The sequence below is a fragment of the Glaciecola sp. 1036 genome, assembly GCF_050306235.1.
Classification (GTDB): domain Bacteria; phylum Pseudomonadota; class Gammaproteobacteria; order Enterobacterales; family Alteromonadaceae; genus Glaciecola.
Window position 1 is genome coordinate 379194 of sequence record NZ_JBLWFH010000002.1, and the last position, 19196, is coordinate 398389.

Genomic DNA, 19196 nt, shown 5'->3' on the forward strand with positions numbered 1-19196 from the left:
CACGTGATTAAAGTAGCTACTTTTTAATTCATTTCGATTCTACAAATACTGAAGCACCACCATATCTACAAAAGATTTGTCCGCCATGCCATATTTTCAGTTTTTACATATTTAATATTTAATTTTCAATATATTAAGTTTATTTCAGTAATCACTTGGCTGTTAAAATTATTCTTAATAAAAATCCTTATAATAAAATAAATATATTCAATAAGAACAAGCGTTTAAAGCAAATTAACAAAATAACAACAAATAATTGTTTACATCATAAGTTAATCTAATTAACATTTACTTAATCGATTAAGTTGTTCGTTATTTAATCATATCAACATTTTTTAAATGTGATAACAAATTAACAAATTGAAGATGAGGCAAAACAAATGAGGTTTAAATACAACAAAACAGCACTTTCGCTCGTAGTCACAATAGCATTAAGTAGTTCAGTCATAGCGCAAGAGAATGTGGATGAAAATGAAGAAAGACAAGACTATGAAGTTATCGTTGTGACGGCAGCGCCAGCCGGTGTCGAAGCCCAAGAGGCCTCAGTTTCTGTCAGTACATTTTCACCTAATGATATTTTGAAGCTTGCTCCGCGTTCTACAGCAGAAGTTTTCAGAGGGTTGCCAGGAATTCGCGCAGAATCATCCGGCGGAGGCGGTAATGCCAATATTACAATCCGAGGAATTCCGTTAGCGACGGGTGGTTCAAAATTTATGCAACTACATGAAGACGGATTACCTGTACTTGAATTTGGAGACATCAATTTTGGTAATGCCGATAACTTTCTGCGATATGACTGGTCTGTGCAGTCCATTCAATCAGTGCGAGGGGGATCAGCATCTACATTTGCCAGTAACTCTCCTGGTGGCGTAATCAATATGATCAGCAAAACTGGGCAGACCGGAGGGGGAGCTATCGGGACTTCTTTCGGAGTCGACTATGAAGAGTTTCGCTTAGACTTTTCATACGGTGGTGAAATAAATGATGATTTATATTTTCATATTGGAGGTTTTGCTCGCGGCGGAGAGGGCACTCGGGAGACTGGTTACAATGGTGACCAGGGTGGTCAAGTAAAATTCAATGTCACTCAGATGTTGGATAATGGTCATGTTCGTTTTTACTTCAAAAACTTGAATGATAGAGTCACTACCTATCTCCCTGCCCCTGTACTTGTAAATGAAAATGGTGACTATGGCCCTGTAGAAAATTTTGATGCAAGTAATCAAACACTTCATTCCGCATACACCACAAATATCTCAACCTACGACTCATTCGGCAACCCTAAAAATCGTGATTTAACAGATGGTATAGAATCGAAAGTAACTTCCATTGGGTTCGAATTGGATTTAGAGGTTGCACCTGAACTTATACTCCTTAATCGCTTCAGAATGTCTGATGTATCTGGAAGCTTTATATCGCCATTTACAGATACGTTTGGTGCTTATGGCCCTCAATCTGCAAGTGATATGGCATCTGCTATTTGTTCTTCTGCATTAGATGGTGAAGGTAATCCCTTTAACTGTACTTCAACCACTGTAAGCCTGGCAAATGGACCAGGAGCTGGCGAAGAATATAATGGCCTAGCATTTTTAAATTTACTATTTGACACCTCATTGAATGATTTGGGTAATGTTATCAATGATCTTAACTTAACTAAGCAATACGATAATGGTCTCTCTATAACCGGCGGCTATTATTACTCCAAGCAGGATATTGCCGCGAGTTGGAATAGCTGGAGTACATTCATTCAGACTATTGACGGAAGTAACTCACAATATTTACATATTGAGGATGCTGATGGACAGGCACTCGTAAACAATGGGCTGTGGGCGCCAAGCTTCTTATCCTGGGAATGGGATCTGAACTACACCACTACTGCTCCATATATAAATATAGGGTTTGAATTAAACGACAATTGGTTATTTGACGTGAGTGCACGTCGCGACTCTGTCAAAGGGAATGGCGAATTAATTAATTCTTGTTGTGGTGGTAATACGGATTTCGATCTCAATGGTGACGGTATTATCTCGGGTAATACTGAAGATGCTTCTGCATCTAATGGATTTGGTTTTGGTGGCGGAGTCATCAACCTCAACCGCGCTGGTGCAGCTAGCCAAATCATTAATTACGAAGCGAGTAACACTTCTTTTTCTCTTGGCGGATCATATCTTTACAGTGATGAAATGACAGTTTTTGCCCGCTATAGTGAGGGCGGAAGAGCACTTGCAGATCGGCTTCTACAGATTGCCGGCACGCTAAACAACGACGGAAGTTTAACGCGCACAACATCGGGTTTTGATGAAACAGAACAAATGGAGATTGGTATAAAATATGGTACTCGCGACTTATTGTTGAATGGTACTTTTTTCAGCACTGTAACTCAGGATACTCAAGCTGAGGTGACTAGCGGATTAACATTTATTCGTGAATACGAAGCAAAAGGCATTGAAATAGAAGGGAGATATAATTTTGGCAATGGATTTATGATCTCGGGAAATGGAACTTGGACAGATGCAGAAATCAGCAAAGACCGGTTTAATCCTGCATTAGTGGGTAAAACACCGCGTCGTCAAGCTGATTTTATCTACACCATTACGCCACAATACGATGCTGAAAAATTTTCAATTGGAGCTACATTACAGGGGTCAACTGAATACTTTGTACAAGATTCAAATGAACTCAAGCAAGATGCGTATATGCTAGTAAACTTATTTGCCACATATTATATATCTGACGCATTCTCAATATCTCTGAACATCAACAATGCAACTGACGAGTTTGTCATTACTGAATCGGAAGAGGCAAACGCAATAGCTGGCGATATTATAAGAGCTCGTCCGTTAAATGGACGAACAAGTTCAATTCAGTTGAAGTATCAATTCGACTAACTTGCATGTGCAGAGACATTCGTCTCTGCATGCTTAATCCTCATTCAGGAGTAATTCATGACAAATGCAGTCGCATCACAAAAAAATCTTATGTTGATCCGGTGGCTGACCTATTTAATGTTCATGATGTTTGCAATGACATCTGATTCCGTGGGCGAAATCATAAAAGAGGTAAAAGCAGAATTTGATGTTTCTAATACGCAAGCGAGTCTTTTGCATTCACTTTTCATGGTTGGAATAGCGTTTTCGGGTCTGTTTCTTGGTTTTCTTGCTGATCGGTTTGGTCGCAAACCGACACTCATTGTAGGTCTTGGCTTATTTGCAGTGTCTTGTTACTTATTTCTGCTGGGAGGTGGTTTTAACTTTATTCTTGGGCTTATAACACTTTCTGGCTTAGCAGTTGGAATTTTTAAAACAGCAGCTCTTGCGCTGATTGGAGATATATCTCGCTCGACCAAAGAGCATACAAGCACCATGAATGGGGCTGAAGCATACTTTGGTGTTGGCGCCATAATTGGTCCTTTAATCGTTGCTTATCTGATAAGGGCTGGTATTGATTGGATTTGGCTTTATGTCATCGCCGGTGCTCTTTGCACTCTGTTAATTGTGATTGCACTTTTTATTGACTATCCCAAAACACACAAACAGGCAAACGCAGAGCCTATAAATATCAGGCAAAGTGTTCGCCTCTTGAAAGAGCCGTATGCTATCGCGTTTTCGATCGGTGCATTTTTATATGTTGCCGCCGAAAGTGCAATTTATGTTTGGATGCCTAGCTATCTTATGTGTGATGCGAGTTCTGCAAGCGATATATTTTCATGTTATTCAAATGACACAAATAAATTGTTAGCTCTGTATGCTGTTTCTATCTTTTTTTCATTACGTGCAATCGGTCGCTTTATTGGCATTTGGTTGATGCAACGATTTGAATGGAGCAAAGTTCTAGTCTGGTTTAGCTTTTTTATTCTTGTTTGCTTTATCGGAGGCTTGTTGGGAGGAAAATCTTTGGCTGTGTATTTATTTCCCCTTACAGGTATCTTTATGTCTGTTATTTACCCTACTTTCAATTCAAAAGGTATTAGCTGCTTTCCAAAAGCTCAACATGGCTCTGTCGCTGGCGTGATCTTGTTTTTCACTGCGGCAGGCGCTGCTGCAGGGCCGCTTATTATGGGTATTGTAACTGATTCAAACGGAGGGGATGCAAAATATGGCTTTATCGTTGCAACGATTTTTTCAGGGTTGCTGTTTTTGGGATTGCTCTACAACGTAATAAAAAAACCTACTGAACAACGATTAGCAGAGATCGAACGATCAGAATACTTGGTTAATGACGATGCTGAAACAATTCTTCAACGTTCCGTTAATGGATAAGGGAAACACGATATGACTAAATATTTTGGCGCCGTCGAGGCCGGTGGTACTAAATTTAAATGTGCTGTAATAAACGAACAACGTGAGATTATTGCACAGACCCGTATACCAACAACAAGCCCCGAAGCAACGCTTAGGGAAGTAGGAGATTTTTTTAAGCTCCACAAAAAGAGCATTGGGGAATATGAAGCTTTAGGTATCGCAAGTTTTGGTCCTCTTGATTTACAGCCGCGTTCTAGTACCTACGGATATATCACAAAAACGCCTAAGCCAGGGTGGTCAGGCACAAATATAATCCTGCCGCTGGAAAACATTTTGGAATGTCCTGTGATCTTAGATACCGATGTGAATGGTGCGGCCCTTGCCGAATATCATTGGGGTGCAGGAAAGAAAGAAAATATAGTTATCTACATCACGGTAGGTACTGGTGTTGGCGGCGGTGTAGTTATAAATGGCCAACCATTACACGGGCTTATTCACCCAGAAATTGGGCACATACTATTGCCTGGTCATCCTGATATAACCTGTACTTGCCCTTTTCACTCTAACTGTGCAGAAGGCTTAGTTTCAGGTACCGCCATAAGAAAAATATGGGGGCAATCTGCGGAAGATATAGAAGAGAAACATGAAGCATGGGACATTATAACGCTTGTTCTCTCACAGTTATGTCACAATTTGTTAGTCACATTTTCACCGCAAAAGATTATCATGGGTGGTGGGGTTCTCGCTAGCAATCGATTAATAAACACAATTGTCGAAAAAACAGAACGTAGTCTTGGTGGCTATCTCAGTCGTCCTATTTCAGCATCTTTATCAAAAATAATAGTGCCAACCGGTTTAACGGAAGACAGCGGTTTATTGGGCGCGTTTGCATTGGCGCAATCGAGACCACATTCAATTTGAAAATCATTTAATTTTTATTGGAGCAGCAAAATGTCTGATAACAATAAGGTTCAACTTATAACCTACGTTGACCGCTTTGGTGGAAAAACACTTAGTGAGTTACACAACGTATTAACTGAAGAATTAAAAGGAATTTTTGCGGGTGTACATTTATTGCCATTTTACTATCCGATTGATGGTGCTGATGCAGGGTTTGATCCAATTGATCATACGACCGTTGACAATCGTTTGGGAAGTTGGTCAGATATCGCCGCTATTGGCAGTGAATTCGATATTATGGCTGACATGATTGTCAACCATATATCAGCCGACAGTGATGCCTTTAAAGATGTATTAAAGCACTGTGAAAAATCAAAGTTTTGGGAGCTGTTTCTTAGAAAAGATTCGGTCTTTAAGCAAGAGCAGGAAGAAGATATCAAAAAAGTATTCCGTCCACGACCGACATCATTTTTTTCTGATTACACACTTGCGGATGGGAAAAAGGTACCGTTTTGGACAACTTTTACCGCTAAGCAGATTGATATTGATGTAACATCAAAACAAGGAAAAAATTATCTTGATTCGATTTTAACTGCTTTTGCAAAAAATAATATAAAATTGATTCGCTTGGACGCCGCTGGTTATGCGATTAAAAAGGCTGGCTCGAGTTGTTTCATGCTAAACGAAACATTCGAGTTTATTCAAGCTCTTAGCGAGAGAGCACAGTGTTTAGGCTTGCAATGCTTAGTTGAGGTACACAGCCATTATCAAACACAGATAGATATAGCCAAAAAATGTAGTGCTGTTTATGATTTTGCATTGCCACCGCTCATACTCCATAGCCTGTTTTCAAAAAACGTTGATGCATTAAGTCATTGGCTCAAAATCTCACCACGTAACTGTTTTACTGTGCTCGATACGCATGATGGCATTGGTATTGTAGATGTAGGCCCTTCCTCGGGTAAACCAGGACTGTTAGGTGAAAAAGAAATTGACCTACTGGTGGAGACTATACATAGAAATTCAGCGAATCAATCTCGCAAAGCAACAGGCGCATCTGCAAGCAATGTAGATTTATATCAAGTTAATTGTACGTTTTATGATGCTTTAGCTAGAGATGATAAGGCCTACCTCCTAGCTCGAGCGATTCAATTGTTCTGCCCTGGGATACCGCAAATTTATTATGCAGGCTTTTTAGCATGTGAAAATGATATGGGGTTACTTGAAAAAACGAACGTTGGTCGGGACATCAATCGTCCCTATATTTCCAAAGACGTTTTGTTGGAATCCCTCAAAAAACCTGTTGTGAAAGCACTTATTTCATTAATTGATACACGCAATAATTGCTCAGCTTTTAGTGGTGAGTTTTCAGTTAAAGGTCAAGGTAGCAACCTTTCTTTGGAATGGAAACTGGATACAGAAATCGCGCGTTTGGATCTTGATGTTGAAACGCTTGATGCAACGATAGTAATTAACCAAGAAAAAGAGAATAAAAAAATTAATTTAGCTTCACTTCTTAACGAAGAACAAAATAAAGTATGATAACCATGAAGCAATATCCATTAAAGCAAGCATATTAATGAGCGCAAATAAACTGACAATCAAACAGGTAGCAAACGAATTGGGAGTGTCCACTGCGACAATCTCAAATGCGTTTAATAGACCTGACCAACTTTCAGCCAAGAAACGCGAAAGTATTTTGGCGGCATGCAATGATCTTGGTTATTTCGGTCCAAATAAAGCAGCTCGATCTTTGCGTCAGGGTAAGTCAAATATTATTGCGTTGATTCTACCTGATGAGCTTGATTACATGGTTAGTGATCCTGTTGCAAGTGAATTTATTGAAGGCGTTGCCAAAACTCTGAAAACGACGGAAAAGCACTTACTTTTGTTTTCAGGTAGCAACGATTCTCTTAATGAAATTATTGATTTTGTTGACGGCTTTATTTGTTATGGATCTCCAAGAAACGCCTGCCTGCTAAAGCAGTTGTCCCATTTAAATAAAAAAATAGTTACTGTTGATTTCGATATTGAAAAAGCTCCTTCAATCAATATTGATAACAAAGAAGCTGCATATCAATCCGCATGCATAGCACTCGAGAAGGACAATGCTGTTCCCGTGATATTAGGGTTACGACTTATTGCAGAAAACAAAATCTGCACAATCAAAGATAAATCATTAATTGAACACGAGTCTTCAATTGCGCATCGCAGATTAGATGGGTATCTAAAAGCGCTTAAGGAAAGACATATTTCAATAGGTTATGACCGTATATGGCATATTCCTGAAAACACCTATAGAAATGCTTCTCTTGCAGCCAAACAAGCTCTTTCTCTGCAGCCCCGACCAAACGTTGTACTATGCATGAGTGATGTTATTGCAATGTCGGTAATGAAGGAAGCCTTAAGTCTGGGTATTCGAATTCCTGATGAATTAAGGGTTATCGGTTTCGACGGAATAGAACAGGGGCAGCGTTTTCATCCAACACTGACTACAGTTCAACAATTTAGCGTTGAGAAAGGTCAAAAAGCAGCGGAAATGTTTATTGCAAACAGCCACAAGAATGAAGTTTTAGGATTTAAAATTTTAAGAGGTGAAAGTGCCCCAAAGCTCGTTTAAGTCGATTGAAAAAATACCACAAGTTTTGGATATGAAAATTACGAATGGCATGAGAACACTACAGATGCTAATAAATGCCTGCACACTTAAATACAATCATGATAGCTGCTCAGAATTTCAGAAACACGTAAGCTATAAGCTTCATATCTGCTTACACTCAAAAAGCAGACATCTTTTTGGGCATTAATGAAGTTCTGGTTATCGCTCACAGTGTTTGCTGTATAGTTCGTCTGAAGAGACATTTCCTTTCAAGTCATTACCACACTAGAACTTTCGATGCTTGCAAACCATTTAATATGCAGCCACCAAGAACAACGTCCCCTCTATAAGATGCAAAAATGACGTCATCCGTCGGCATACCAATAACATAAGGAACCAACTTTGGTGGAACATCAAAATTAAGGAAGGTTATGTCCACGGGTATTAAAGTTACGACATAAAATAGGATGAGGCTACTTACAACAACCGCACGGTTTGGCATCAGATAAGCGCAAAAAGCGAAAAGTCCAAAATTGATGAAGCCTAGATATCTGAAAGAATGAATGCACCAGATTAAACTAACCGTACACAAAAGACTGTCAGATTTGGTTCAGCTCTAGTTGCGAAACTGTCAGGTAAAGTTGTAACCAATTCAGCTAACTGACCTAGCTGTTAAGTTGTTTCGGAAAGTGAACTTTCTAACTCTTTGAGACAACGTGAGAAAACTAGTAAATTATCAATCACAATTCTCATTTTTTTTATTGAGAATAAAAGAAAATTTTGTGAAATCGCTGTATCTCATGCTTTATATAGACTTTCACAGTTTTCTCTATTAAATTTGTGTAACGGTGGGTCATGAGTGGATGCTTAGGGTTGATTGGGTTATTAAAACTAAATTCGTATTGTTAAGATGATAAGTTTCCGTAGCTTTCAGTATTTACACCACGAATGCCTTGAGATTTATCGAAAATATACTCTAGACTCACTTGATGGGTAATAGACTTTGCACCATTTGGTATAGCATAACCATTTGTGTTCATATCGGAACTCCTTTTTGGGTATTAAATTCACACATTGATACGCAAACAAGGTGCCAAATTTTGGTTGACATTGTTGGTTTCAAAAATTAAAAGGTTAAACCAATCATGCAATTAGCGAGAATAATCCGGAACACTTTGTCGCAGCAAATTTCTCTAATGCGGCAAATGTTGTCATCTTAAAGGCGTTCTATTACCTAAGATTTCTTTTCGTAATTTCCTCTTCGAACACTTTTTTATCGAATTTAGGTTTATTGATAAATTTAAACATGACATACAAAGGGATCAGAGTTAGTAAACTAAAGCTTTGAACCATAATGCTATAAATGATTACGCCAAATAAAAAGCCCACGATAACAGCATCAATTAAGGCTACATTTTGCTGTTTTTTTACTTCGGCTAATAATTCTTCATCAGACAATTGCGAAAGATCTGGGTTGTCCATATTAACTCCACTTTCAAAAGTCTTTATCACTTAGTCTATTGGTTTTGTGACTGGATTGACTTGTTCTTCCTCAGAATGCTCCTGCTTTTTGAATTCTTTTAGATCTTCCTTGTAATCTTCAATGGTCACATTCTCACCCTGAAGACATTTTTCTCTAGCGTCACCAATATATTGTTCGCATCTTTGCATTCGCATTTGATGATCGTTATTTACGGCTTCTTTACTCATACAACCCGACAGAAGAGCAACCCCTATCACCAACAAGACGGAACGCTTCATTTTGAATTTCCCTAAAAATCAAGATCTAATAAAATTATAGTGTATAGACCGTTTAAATGCTGAAGATTTCTAAAAAGATCAGAAATAAATAAATTTTTATTTTCTTGATTTCAAATGCTAACAGTGTGGTCTCAAATCAAGATGTCCTAGGTATCATTTATAAGTCGTCACAAAACTTTCATTAAGATCACTTTGACATTCGTTATTTCATATATATGATATTTCGAATGTGTTATAGCTATGGAAACCTAAATGTCTCCTCTACAATTTTTTAAATGCTTATCTGATGATACAAGGCTTAAATCTGTGTTAATTGTCCACCAATTAGAAGAGGCTTGTGTATGTGACCTAATGCAAGCGCTGGAACTTGAACAGCCGAAAGTATCTCGCCATCTTGCTGAGTTACGTAAATGCAATGTGTTAATCGATGAGCGCAGGGGTAAATGGGTGTATTACAGATTGCATCCAAGGCTACCAGAGTGGGCGATTAATGTTATCGCGCAAACAGCACAGAATAATCAAGACTATTATCGGGAAGCATTAGCAAAGCTCGATAAGACTAAAACAAATAAACCTATCTGTTAACTTTGCCAAGGACCACAATGAAAATTCTCTTTATTTGTACTCATAATCGATGTCGTAGCATTTTGTCAGAGGCAATAACAAATCATATAGCAGGTGACCTTATCGACGCCAAAAGTGCTGGTAGCCAACCTGTGGGTGAAGTACATCCCCTTTCAATTCAATATTTGCAAGAGGCAAATATTTCTACTCAAGGATTACAAAGCCAATCTTGGGATGAGTTCGAAAGTTTTGCGCCTGATGTTGTAGTAACTGTGTGTGATTCAGCAGCGGGTGAAGCTTGTCCAGTTTGGTTTGGTAAATCAATAAAAATTCATTGGGGATTGGTAGACCCATCAAAAATAGAAGGTAGCGAACAACAAAAGGCTGAAGGGTTTCGTGCTTGTATTGCGCAGATCAAACAAAGAGCAATAAAGCTTAAAAAGATCGCTGAGCAAAGCCTGTCCCATGAAGAATTAAAACGCGCTCTACTTGAGCTAGTAGATTAAGGAGAAGGCCAATGGGATTGTTTGAACGCTTTTTATCGGTTTGGGTCGGAATAGCCATTTTAGTGGGTATCCTTTTAGGTAATTTACTGCCTGACATGTTTTCCATTATTGCTGACATCCAACTTGCCCAAGTGAACTTAGTGATAGCGGTACTTATTTGGTTAATGATTTATCCGATGATGGTACAAATCGATTTTTCGTCTATTAAAGATGTAGGCAAAAAACCTAAAGGTTTAGTCTTAACCTTAGTCATCAATTGGTTAATTAAACCTTTTACTATGGCAGCTTTAGGGTGGTTATTCTTTAAAGGAATTTTTGCTGAATGGGTCGATCCGCAAACCGCAGAAGAATATATAGCTGGTATGATATTACTCGGCGTTGCTCCGTGTACTGCCATGGTATTTGTTTGGAGTCAATTAACCAAAGGTGATGCAAATTACACCCTTATTCAAGTGTCTATAAACGACATTATTATGATATTTGCGTTCGCACCTATTGCTGGCCTGTTGCTTGGTGTCACTGACATTACAGTACCTTGGGATACCCTGTTTTTGTCCGTTGTCTTGTATGTGCTAATTCCTCTAATTGCGGGGGCAGTCACCCGTAAATCCTTAGACAAGGCAGATGATCATTCTAAGATTGATAAATTGTTGGCAACTTTGAAGCCATGGTCGATCATAGGGTTGCTGGCGACTGTAGTTTTACTGTTCGGATTTCAATCAGAAACAATTTTGGCACAACCTCAAGCAATTGTGCTCATTGCGATTCCATTATTAATTCAAACTTATGGCATATTTGCCATTGCCTATATCATCGCACAACAAATCAGACTACCTCACAAAATAGCTGCCCCTGCGTGCATGATAGGTACTTCGAATTTCTTTGAACTCGCCGTTGCGGTTGCAATTTCATTATTTGGGTTGCATTCAGGCGCTGCTTTGGCAACAGTTGTTGGTGTGTTGGTTGAGGTACCGGTAATGTTATCTTTGGTATGGTTTGCTAATCGAACGCAGCATTGGTTCAGTTAGTACTGGAAAGCAGTCTAGGTCATTCTTTCATCATAAAAATGACCTAGTTTTTATATTCTTATTTTTAATATTTCGCCTATTTGCGTCTATAAAAAAATAAACCTAAAAAGCCTAGAGCAAATAAAGCTGCTAAGGAAGGGCTCGGAACAGCATCTGCTTGCGACGTAGCGCTTCTAACAAACAAACTATAGTTATAAAGGCGATTTTGAGTTGAATGATCACTGCCAGTAAGATTAGGCAGGGTCAGATTATTATTATCAGTAGCAGAGCGCTTGTAAACGGCGGAAGGAGAACTACCATCCACTAATACATTATAATGTCCGGACTCAAACTGACCAGTGACTGCGTCTTTAAAATTTATGTAGCCATAGTATTGTGCGGTGTAAAACGCTTGGCCATTAACCGGATTTAAATTATTACGATTACCATATACATAAGTCGCGATACCCGTGGTTGCCCAAGTCAAAATATCCTGTTGTTCAGCGTTTAATGTTACCGGTGCTAGGCTATACCAACCAGTTTGAGTGCCGGTAAAAGACAATAGACTAGACCAAATCATAGCAGCGTCTAGATCGGTTGCTACTGTGTAACCTGCTAGAGAGGAATCCGAAGCTATCATAGCTTCTACTTCTGCTACGGTTTTTGCTTTTGTGAGACCTAGATCGAGAAATTCTTGATTGCCAATGACTAAACTGGCGTTTACCCAGCCACTGATGATTAAACTAAAACCAAAAACTGACGCTTTTATAAGGGAATACTTCATAATTTACCTTTTACTGCATTAACAATTTTGAGGGGACAACCTCTGTGAAAATTTTTACCAGCTAATTTCATGCCAAGAAATAAAAAGTATAATATTCAAATAGATATTAAGTTTTAAATCAAACTGAATGAATTATTGTAAAAGTTTCTGACATTTAATTTCGAGAAATAAATTTCTATTTGTCATTTTTTTGAAAATGCTCTTACAATGGTCAGTTCAAATACTGGAAAATATTATTTGTAAACAGGATTGAATCTAATGGAGCAGACAGGCGCCTCAAGTGCACAACAGGATTTGGTATCTATTTATCAGCGAATTGCTGATAATCCGAAAACTCCGTTGACGCTGAGAATAGGCATCGCCGGACCTCGACATTTAACTGAAGCCCAAAGCTCGCAAATTATCGATGGTTTAAAAACCATTACCCAAGATATTAATCATCAGTTATGTAAGTGGATTGATGAAGAACCCGTTGCGGCTCATTTTTATAATTTAGAACAGCATCCTTTACCCATTTTACGATTAACCTCATCGTTGGCAGAAGGAACCGATAGATTACTGATGCATCCAGATGTATTGGCGGGTTTGTCGAATACATCAACCATTGAGTTTGCAACAGTTTTACCTTTTGCTCCCGAATATTGTGAAAAAGAGGCGGATGAATCATTAAACAGCCCGACATTTAAAGACAATCAACTTACCTTTAGTGCGCTATATGAACGCATCGAAAATCAACCTGTACCTAGAGTTGTAGCCTTAGATGGCGATTTGACTGATGCTGATTCACGAGACAAAGCCCATTATCGATGTGCCGAGTTTTTAACGCAGAATATTGATTTACTAATTGTGGTCACCCCATCAACGCCCAGTTCCGCGCCAAAATATCACAGGGCAGGCACGGCTACGACTAAATCACTTGCGCTTGCTGCTGGTCTGCCCTGTATTGAAATTCATTTAGATGACAATGACGCTGCCAATATACAGATAAGTCAATCGCCGAAGTTTGATGCCAATATAGAAAATCAACGATATGGAAAAAAATCACTTTTTGGAGTTTTAAGTCAAGTTGTTTTATTTACAGACATTTTAAAACTCGAACCAGTTTTAGACGCCGAAGTACAAGATTCGGCATTATTATCTGTGACAGACAAAAGAGCTAAAACCATTATCAAACAATTTAAAGCTCACATTGCAGATAAAACCTGTTTAGCTGTAGATGAGCAGCGGCAACCAGATTTCGACTATTCAGGGCCAATACTCTCACCTGTTTCGATTATGGATAACGTCAAGGGACTTTTTGCGTTTGATAGTTTTAAACGTTTGGCAGTTAACCGAAAAGATGTGGATAAAAATAAGGAAAAAATTTCAATAGTTCAGAGCGTCTTAGATTCAAAGGATTATTCTGAAGATGATGCTTCCATTCAATATCAACATAATATGTTTGCGCATTTTTTGCGAGCAGACTCTCTTGCTATTCGATACGCTTCAATCCATAGAAGTACCTACTTCTTAATTTATGTATTTGCAGCATTTGCCCTAATCACCGCAGCTACAGCTTTAACTTTTCAAAAATATCATGGCCTCGTTGGCGTGTTAATTATCGTTGAGGCTATATGTTTGTACCGAATATACCGACTGTACAAGATTGATCATGGTAACCATCATCGTTGGCTTCAAAATCGATGTTTGGCAGAGGCTATTCGTCCTAATATCTATTTGAGTCCACTAGGACGAAACTTTTCCTTTATTCGTGATAAAAACTCCAATGAATATAAGTACAGAGGGTTGATCGGGCATCAAGACAGTGGCGCTGAATGGGTCTGTATTCAATCGGAATTAATTAACCGTCATCATGGATTTACTAATTGTATTTATCGCAAAAGCAACATAAAAAATGTCTTACATTTTTTGCAACAACGCTGGATAAACGGACAAACGCAATATCACCGTGTTAATTGTACAGTGATGCAAAGCATAGGCGCTCGGTTGTCAAAACTCACCTTAACCTTATTCTTCAGCACGGTTTTTGCCCTTAGTATTAAGGCAGGTCTTTATATTGCAGAAGAATTTTTTGCGGTACAAGTGAGTGCTCATCCTGTGTCCTACATTGTGTATAAATTAAGCGGGTTACTCACGGCGGTATTTCCCATTTTAGGTACAGCTGTGTTTGCTATCCGAAACCATTCTGAATTAGATATATCGGCGCAACGTTCACGTTCGATGCTGGCGTTTTTCAACGGCATTATCAGTAGTCTAAACCATAAGATCACCTTGTTTTTCAGTTATAAAGTTGAAAGTGATTCCGAGGTAGTTATCAGTGACATTTTTGATCCAGAATTAAACGAATTAACCAAAGTGAGTAGTAAAGAAGTATCAGACTGGCTTGAAATCTATGAGGTAAAAGAGTCAGAGCCTGGGTAAGCGCAGAGATTAATCAATGACAGAAAAAAATAAAAATGATTGGACAACTAATTGTCTGGAGAGTTTGGGATTAACTGACTCTACATCAGCTCAAGACATCTTTAATGTCACCGACCAGCATTCTACCAATATGGCACCTGATAACCGTAAATCTTGGCGTTTACTGGTTATTTTAGAAGCCTTGGCAATCACTCTGCCTTTATCTTGGTTTATGACAACAAAGCAGTATTGGGAACCCTCAGTGATTGCTGTTTTAGTGCTGCTGTTTACAGTGTTTATGGTGGGGTTTATTTGGTGGATACGTTGGCGAGCATTACGAACTAATTGGATTCAGCTTCGTTTGTTGGCAGAAGTGACACGCTCTTACTTACACTCTAGGCACTTTAATAAAGAACTTACTTTAAAGGTCGTCGAGGGACACCCAGATCTTGAACATTTTGCTCAACATTTAATTCAGGATACCACTGACGATACTCAGGACATAAAAAATAAAAATATCGATGAATATATCGAGCATCGGTTAAGTGACCAGCTAAGTTATTATCAGAGCAAATATGACCAAGCCCAGCAAAAGCGACTTAAACTTAGCCGCTATATTACTTGGGCCATGGATGCTTCAGTGTTTTTTGCTGTTGCTGGATTAGTATTAGTGTTTGGGGATTCCAGTGAACGTTTATTTCGATTAACCGGCGCTGGTTTATTTCTTGGGCTAATTGGTTGTACTTTGCCATTAGTCGCTGTGTTAATACAAAAACTGGGATCGTTTTTAGAGCTGGACAGAAGAACCGGTAAATATGCTCAACAGATGCAAATCCTTGGACATTTGAAATCAAAGCTACTTGCGGCCCCGAATCCATCACAAGCTGAAATTATTATTTATGAAATAGAGCATGCTTTAGTGTCAGAAGTCATCGATTGGTATTATGAAGCCAAAAACTCTGAGATTTACTATCGCCTTAAAAAGCGAGCAGATAAAAAGAATCGACCTATTGATGGAATTTCAACTGAAGATATAACCCCTACGGTAAAAGGTAAGATTTTCAGTAATATCTCAACGCCATTGACCTTTTTATTTAAGCTGATATTCGATCGCATTTTGGTCGTGGCAGCCTCGTTTATTATTACTACCGCCGGCATCGCATATGTGACGCCTGAAGACGCTGAACAGCTCAGTACATTGCGATTAATTGATGGGCGAATTTTATCCAGTGCAGATGCCAAAGGTTGGTTTATCGACGAAAGTGCTCAAAACGGGGTTATTTTCATTGCGCACGGATTACACGATGGCGTTAGCAGTGAAATAGATGCCCAAGGTAATCCTCATTGGATGGCGGTACTGCAAAAGCGACTGCAAAGCAAAACGCAAGGTTATCAACCTAACATTGCGCTAATAGATTGGAAAAACTTAGCTCGGCCTTCGAAAACCTCGCTGTTGGGAATAGACACTGAAGACTTTGAAAGCGGGACATTCTCAATGCTAGAAATGCTTCAGGATGTATCTGCCATTCGCCCCAGTGCAGAAGATTTAGGTGAATTAGTCGGGTACAAGATTGCCCAAAAGATAGCGCGTGGCGAAATTCGTCAAGATAAACCTATGCATTTCATCGGTCATAGTGCAGGGGGCTTTTTAGTGACTAGAGCCGCTCAAGTTCTGCATGATCTGGGTCTAGCAAGCAAAGATACAACTATTACTATATTGGATACTCCAGTAGCTGTGACCGATGATTTGCTGAGAGCGGCAGAGTTTGCCCAAGTCGATTTTTATGTGACCTCCTTGTTAGCGGAAGGTACGCCGGATAGTAATCTTCACCCTAACTACACCTTGTTTGAAATACCGACACCGCCAGATATCGATTTGTTTATTCAAGCGCACTCCTATGCAACTGATTGGTATACTGACAGCATTGGCAACGCTGAGCTTCCAGGGTTCAGTCGCTCGCCTTTTGCGCAGCCTCCTGGAGATAATATAGAAGAAAATAACACAGAAGGAAATGTCGTTGATAATGAGTAAACTTGATTAAAGAAAGATAGTTTATTTTTTGTCCACTCAAATTTTTACTTTTGTGAGGATATAAATTAGTATCAATCTACAACAATAAAAAGTCGTACTCGCTCGCACATGCAGGATAAGGTTCTAACAATACGGAATTTGTTTTTCTTACTGCTCATATTCATTCTTGCAGTGGCGCAAACCGGTAACTTTCATTTTTCTTTCAATGTTATTGAAGCCTATCGTGAAACTTTTAACGATTACCTAGACCTCTATCAAGCAAGGGCATCTGGGCTTGCGCTTGGAATACTTCTGACGGTATTCATTGTTGTCGCTTTTAAAAACAATCGCATAAGATTTATCGCGGCAGGTTTGCTACTGTTTTTTGAGTTATTAATCGTTACTAATACGCTGGGATTTTATGACGTTTTATTTGAATTCTCGGGAAATCTTTTAATAGGTTTAACATACGCAACTAAGGTTGCGATTATAGCGCTTGCTACTAGTTTATTTTTACATCTCAACGCAAAGCATTCCCCCAAACATTTGCTGGTCATTGTATTTGTATCGCTTATTGTTAACGAATATTCAGGCTATGTTTATTATGCAGTGTTTGATATAGCAACAGTAACTGAGCAAGACTTTGGCGCTATTATCCTTATTGCACTAACCTTGGTGTTTTTCGCTTTGTTTTTATTGCCACCCTCTGAGAAAACTACGAAACCACCTTCTACATCTATCTTCAGACTATGGCATCTGTATGCCCTATATTCTTTAGTCATCGCCATAATATTTTTGTCGTATTATGGTGGAGGCAACAGGGAACTTAATTCTAGTACTCCGCAAATCGCACGCTTTCTGTCTATCGTTTATGTTGTTTTTGTCATGGCTTGGATTGGCAAGTTAGATACAAATCAAAGTCTAGCTAGAGCTAAAAAGATCCTGCTGGTAACCCCTATTTTACTGGTCCTAATTTCGCTCCTATTTAACTTACCGATTTTTAGTGGCTTAAATAGAAATGGCTTACAAATTATGGGGTGGTTATTAATCCCACTGCACACTGCGTCTTACTTGCTCTTCTTTGGATTAGCAACCTATATAGTAGTGGTAAATTTGGACAGTGTTAAACGGTTGGCGGTGGTTCTTGCCATATCATCATCATTGTATTCGTTGTTCGATTTGATGCTATCGCCGTTTGATGACTTGATCTCGTCGGGAGGGGCGTTCAGTTTACTGATTTTCTGCGGGTTCATTTTATTTACGCTACTGACTAGGGTGCGGGGCAAGGTCGAAGATTGGCTAGAAAATTCAGAGTCAGATTATGAGCATTATGAAGATGAGTATTCCTATTTAGATGAAGCGCCAAGTCACAAATCTAAGTTAAATATCCGCCATACTTTATGGGTTATATCTTCCACAAGCTTGTTTTTTCTCAGGCTTGGCATTGTAGTTTCTTTCGTGTTTATTTTGGAAGTTGGGCGAACATTAAGTTTTTTCCAAAATAGCGCGATGTGCGATGTTTCAATGGTCACTGTTTCTGTGGCTGCTATCGAATTGATTGCATGCTTTTTTCTTCTTTTGGGAAGATTTACTCGATTGGCTGCAGGCGTGTTGGTAATTACCTGCTTATTGCAAGCTTTGGTGATTGACGGACTATATTCCCAAGGATTCGATTTGTTGGAAAAAGATTTCGACACTTTGATGATATTTGCATTTGCTAATGTCCTCTTGATCATCTTTGGTGCTGGTAAGTTTAGCTTAGATAAATTTAAAACAGCGGATTGGATAGGTTCTTACAAATTAATCATCACCATAGTCTTTTCGATACTCTTCTGGTTGTACAACAGTATTTTAGCCAATCACGAATCTGGGTTTCAGGAGAATATGGGCTACAGCAGTGTGGTCCAAGGTAAAAGTCAACTTAGCGTACGAAGTTACCAAATAATAGTCGCAACAGAAGAGTTACTAGACAATACACTTAGAACCGCTATTTCAGCATACTACAACAATGATTTCTATATTGAAGATGATGAAACAGAGTTAGGGTTTTTAAATGAATTTATCAAAGAATATTATCCCGATTCGACCTATAGAGTGATTGAAACGGATTTTTGGGATAACAAATTTATCTTTCATTGGCTAACCAATGAATCCTATGAACTGCGCTCAGCAGGGCCTGATGGTGTGATGCATAACCAAGACGATATTCGCTGGGTATGCGCCAAAGAATGTAAATCCGAAACGGAATTTTCACCTAGTATCGCTATGAGTTGGTTACGCCATGGCGAGATATTTAACGATCCTGTGGATCAATTACAGTTCAACGTATGGCACCAAAACTATGACTATTTTGGCAAAACCACGCCATTACCAAGTGATAGTTCATATTTACAGTGCGATAATTTTTAGCAAAGGAACTTGAG

Annotated in this window: 15 protein-coding genes; 11 read left to right on the forward strand and 4 right to left on the reverse strand. The window is 38.9% G+C overall.

Annotated features, from left to right (window positions below):
* Positions 1 to 380 precede the first annotated feature (380 nt).
* The 5 genes from ACNKW3_RS04310 (at position 381) to ACNKW3_RS04330 (ending at position 7761) form a co-directional block, all read left to right on the forward strand.
* Complete coding sequence (locus ACNKW3_RS04310; RefSeq protein WP_427398034.1) at positions 381 to 2888, forward strand: TonB-dependent receptor; 2508 nt, start codon at positions 381 to 383, stop codon at positions 2886 to 2888.
* A gap of 117 nt (positions 2889 to 3005) precedes the next feature.
* Entirely contained in the window at positions 3006 to 4259 is a 1254-nt protein-coding gene (locus ACNKW3_RS04315) for an MFS transporter (RefSeq protein WP_427398183.1), read from the forward strand.
* A 12-nt stretch (positions 4260 to 4271) separates the two neighbouring features.
* Positions 4272 to 5162 carry an ROK family protein gene (locus ACNKW3_RS04320; RefSeq protein WP_427398035.1) on the forward strand — a complete coding sequence of 297 codons (891 nt, stop codon included), beginning with the start codon at positions 4272 to 4274 and terminating at the stop codon, positions 5160 to 5162.
* 30 nt (positions 5163 to 5192) lie between these two features.
* Positions 5193 to 6683, forward strand: a complete 1491-nt coding sequence (gtfA, locus tag ACNKW3_RS04325; RefSeq protein ID WP_427398036.1) for a sucrose phosphorylase — start codon at positions 5193 to 5195, stop codon at positions 6681 to 6683.
* A 37-nt stretch (positions 6684 to 6720) separates the two neighbouring features.
* A complete protein-coding gene (locus ACNKW3_RS04330) occupies positions 6721 to 7761 on the forward strand; it encodes a LacI family DNA-binding transcriptional regulator (RefSeq protein ID WP_427398037.1) in 1041 nt (346 codons plus the stop codon).
* An 884-nt stretch (positions 7762 to 8645) separates the two neighbouring features.
* Here ACNKW3_RS04330 and ACNKW3_RS04335 read toward each other — a convergent pair.
* The 3 genes from ACNKW3_RS04335 to ACNKW3_RS04345 all read right to left on the reverse strand — a co-directional run bounded on the left by ACNKW3_RS04335 (position 8646) and on the right by ACNKW3_RS04345 (position 9501).
* Positions 8646 to 8780, reverse strand: a complete 135-nt coding sequence (locus ACNKW3_RS04335; protein ID WP_427398038.1) for a hypothetical protein — start codon at positions 8778 to 8780, stop codon at positions 8646 to 8648.
* 190 nt (positions 8781 to 8970) lie between these two features.
* Positions 8971 to 9222: a hypothetical protein gene (locus ACNKW3_RS04340; protein ID WP_427398039.1), complete on the reverse strand. Its 252-nt coding sequence runs from the start codon at positions 9220 to 9222 to the stop codon at positions 8971 to 8973.
* Positions 9223 to 9252: 30 nt separating this feature from the next.
* Positions 9253 to 9501 (reverse strand): hypothetical protein, encoded by a 249-nt coding sequence (locus ACNKW3_RS04345; protein WP_427398040.1) that lies wholly within the window; start codon positions 9499 to 9501, stop codon positions 9253 to 9255.
* Positions 9502 to 9753: 252 nt separating this feature from the next.
* Between ACNKW3_RS04345 and ACNKW3_RS04350 the strand changes: the two genes are divergently transcribed.
* Genes ACNKW3_RS04350 through arsB form a run of 3 tightly spaced genes read left to right on the forward strand, consistent with a single transcriptional unit; the run spans position 9754 to position 11599 of the window.
* A complete protein-coding gene (locus ACNKW3_RS04350; RefSeq protein WP_427398041.1) occupies positions 9754 to 10086 on the forward strand; it encodes a metalloregulator ArsR/SmtB family transcription factor in 333 nt (110 codons plus the stop codon).
* 17 nt (positions 10087 to 10103) lie between these two features.
* Positions 10104 to 10571, forward strand: a complete 468-nt coding sequence (locus ACNKW3_RS04355; protein WP_427398042.1) for an arsenate reductase ArsC — start codon at positions 10104 to 10106, stop codon at positions 10569 to 10571.
* An 11-nt stretch (positions 10572 to 10582) separates the two neighbouring features.
* Complete coding sequence (gene arsB / locus ACNKW3_RS04360) at positions 10583 to 11599, forward strand: ACR3 family arsenite efflux transporter (protein WP_427398043.1); 1017 nt, start codon at positions 10583 to 10585, stop codon at positions 11597 to 11599.
* A 76-nt stretch (positions 11600 to 11675) separates the two neighbouring features.
* Here arsB and ACNKW3_RS04365 read toward each other — a convergent pair whose 3' ends face one another.
* Entirely contained in the window at positions 11676 to 12362 is a 687-nt protein-coding gene (locus ACNKW3_RS04365) for a hypothetical protein (RefSeq protein ID WP_427398044.1), read from the reverse strand.
* Between the two features lie 258 nt (positions 12363 to 12620).
* On the opposite strand from ACNKW3_RS04365, the gene ACNKW3_RS04370 reads away from it, so the two are divergent.
* From ACNKW3_RS04370 to ACNKW3_RS04380, 3 genes are all read left to right on the forward strand, one after another.
* A complete protein-coding gene (locus ACNKW3_RS04370; protein WP_427398045.1) occupies positions 12621 to 14783 on the forward strand; it encodes a hypothetical protein in 2163 nt (720 codons plus the stop codon).
* Positions 14784 to 14799: 16 nt separating this feature from the next.
* A complete protein-coding gene (locus tag ACNKW3_RS04375) occupies positions 14800 to 16794 on the forward strand; it encodes a hypothetical protein (RefSeq protein WP_427398046.1) in 1995 nt (664 codons plus the stop codon).
* A gap of 108 nt (positions 16795 to 16902) precedes the next feature.
* Positions 16903 to 19182: a DoxX family protein gene (locus ACNKW3_RS04380; RefSeq protein WP_427398047.1), complete on the forward strand. Its 2280-nt coding sequence runs from the start codon at positions 16903 to 16905 to the stop codon at positions 19180 to 19182.
* Positions 19183 to 19196 lie beyond the last annotated feature (14 nt).

Coding starts and splice junctions, on each gene's coding strand:
- ACNKW3_RS04345 (WP_427398040.1), bottom strand. CDS start 9,501: ATGAAGCGTTCCGTCTTGTTGGTGATAGGGGTTGCTCTTCTGTCGGGT.
- ACNKW3_RS04370 (WP_427398045.1), top strand. CDS start 12,621: ATGGAGCAGACAGGCGCCTCAAGTGCACAACAGGATTTGGTATCTATT.
- arsB (WP_427398043.1), top strand. CDS start 10,583: ATGGGATTGTTTGAACGCTTTTTATCGGTTTGGGTCGGAATAGCCATT.
- ACNKW3_RS04380 (WP_427398047.1), top strand. CDS start 16,903: ATGCAGGATAAGGTTCTAACAATACGGAATTTGTTTTTCTTACTGCTC.
- ACNKW3_RS04310 (WP_427398034.1), top strand. CDS start 381: ATGAGGTTTAAATACAACAAAACAGCACTTTCGCTCGTAGTCACAATA.
- ACNKW3_RS04315 (WP_427398183.1), top strand. CDS start 3,006: ATGTTCATGATGTTTGCAATGACATCTGATTCCGTGGGCGAAATCATA.
- ACNKW3_RS04375 (WP_427398046.1), top strand. CDS start 14,800: ATGACAGAAAAAAATAAAAATGATTGGACAACTAATTGTCTGGAGAGT.
- ACNKW3_RS04355 (WP_427398042.1), top strand. CDS start 10,104: ATGAAAATTCTCTTTATTTGTACTCATAATCGATGTCGTAGCATTTTG.
- ACNKW3_RS04335 (WP_427398038.1), bottom strand. CDS start 8,780: ATGAACACAAATGGTTATGCTATACCAAATGGTGCAAAGTCTATTACC.
- gtfA (WP_427398036.1), top strand. CDS start 5,193: ATGTCTGATAACAATAAGGTTCAACTTATAACCTACGTTGACCGCTTT.
- ACNKW3_RS04365 (WP_427398044.1), bottom strand. CDS start 12,362: ATGAAGTATTCCCTTATAAAAGCGTCAGTTTTTGGTTTTAGTTTAATC.
- ACNKW3_RS04350 (WP_427398041.1), top strand. CDS start 9,754: ATGTCTCCTCTACAATTTTTTAAATGCTTATCTGATGATACAAGGCTT.
- ACNKW3_RS04340 (WP_427398039.1), bottom strand. CDS start 9,222: ATGGACAACCCAGATCTTTCGCAATTGTCTGATGAAGAATTATTAGCC.
- ACNKW3_RS04320 (WP_427398035.1), top strand. CDS start 4,272: ATGACTAAATATTTTGGCGCCGTCGAGGCCGGTGGTACTAAATTTAAA.
- ACNKW3_RS04330 (WP_427398037.1), top strand. CDS start 6,721: ATGAGCGCAAATAAACTGACAATCAAACAGGTAGCAAACGAATTGGGA.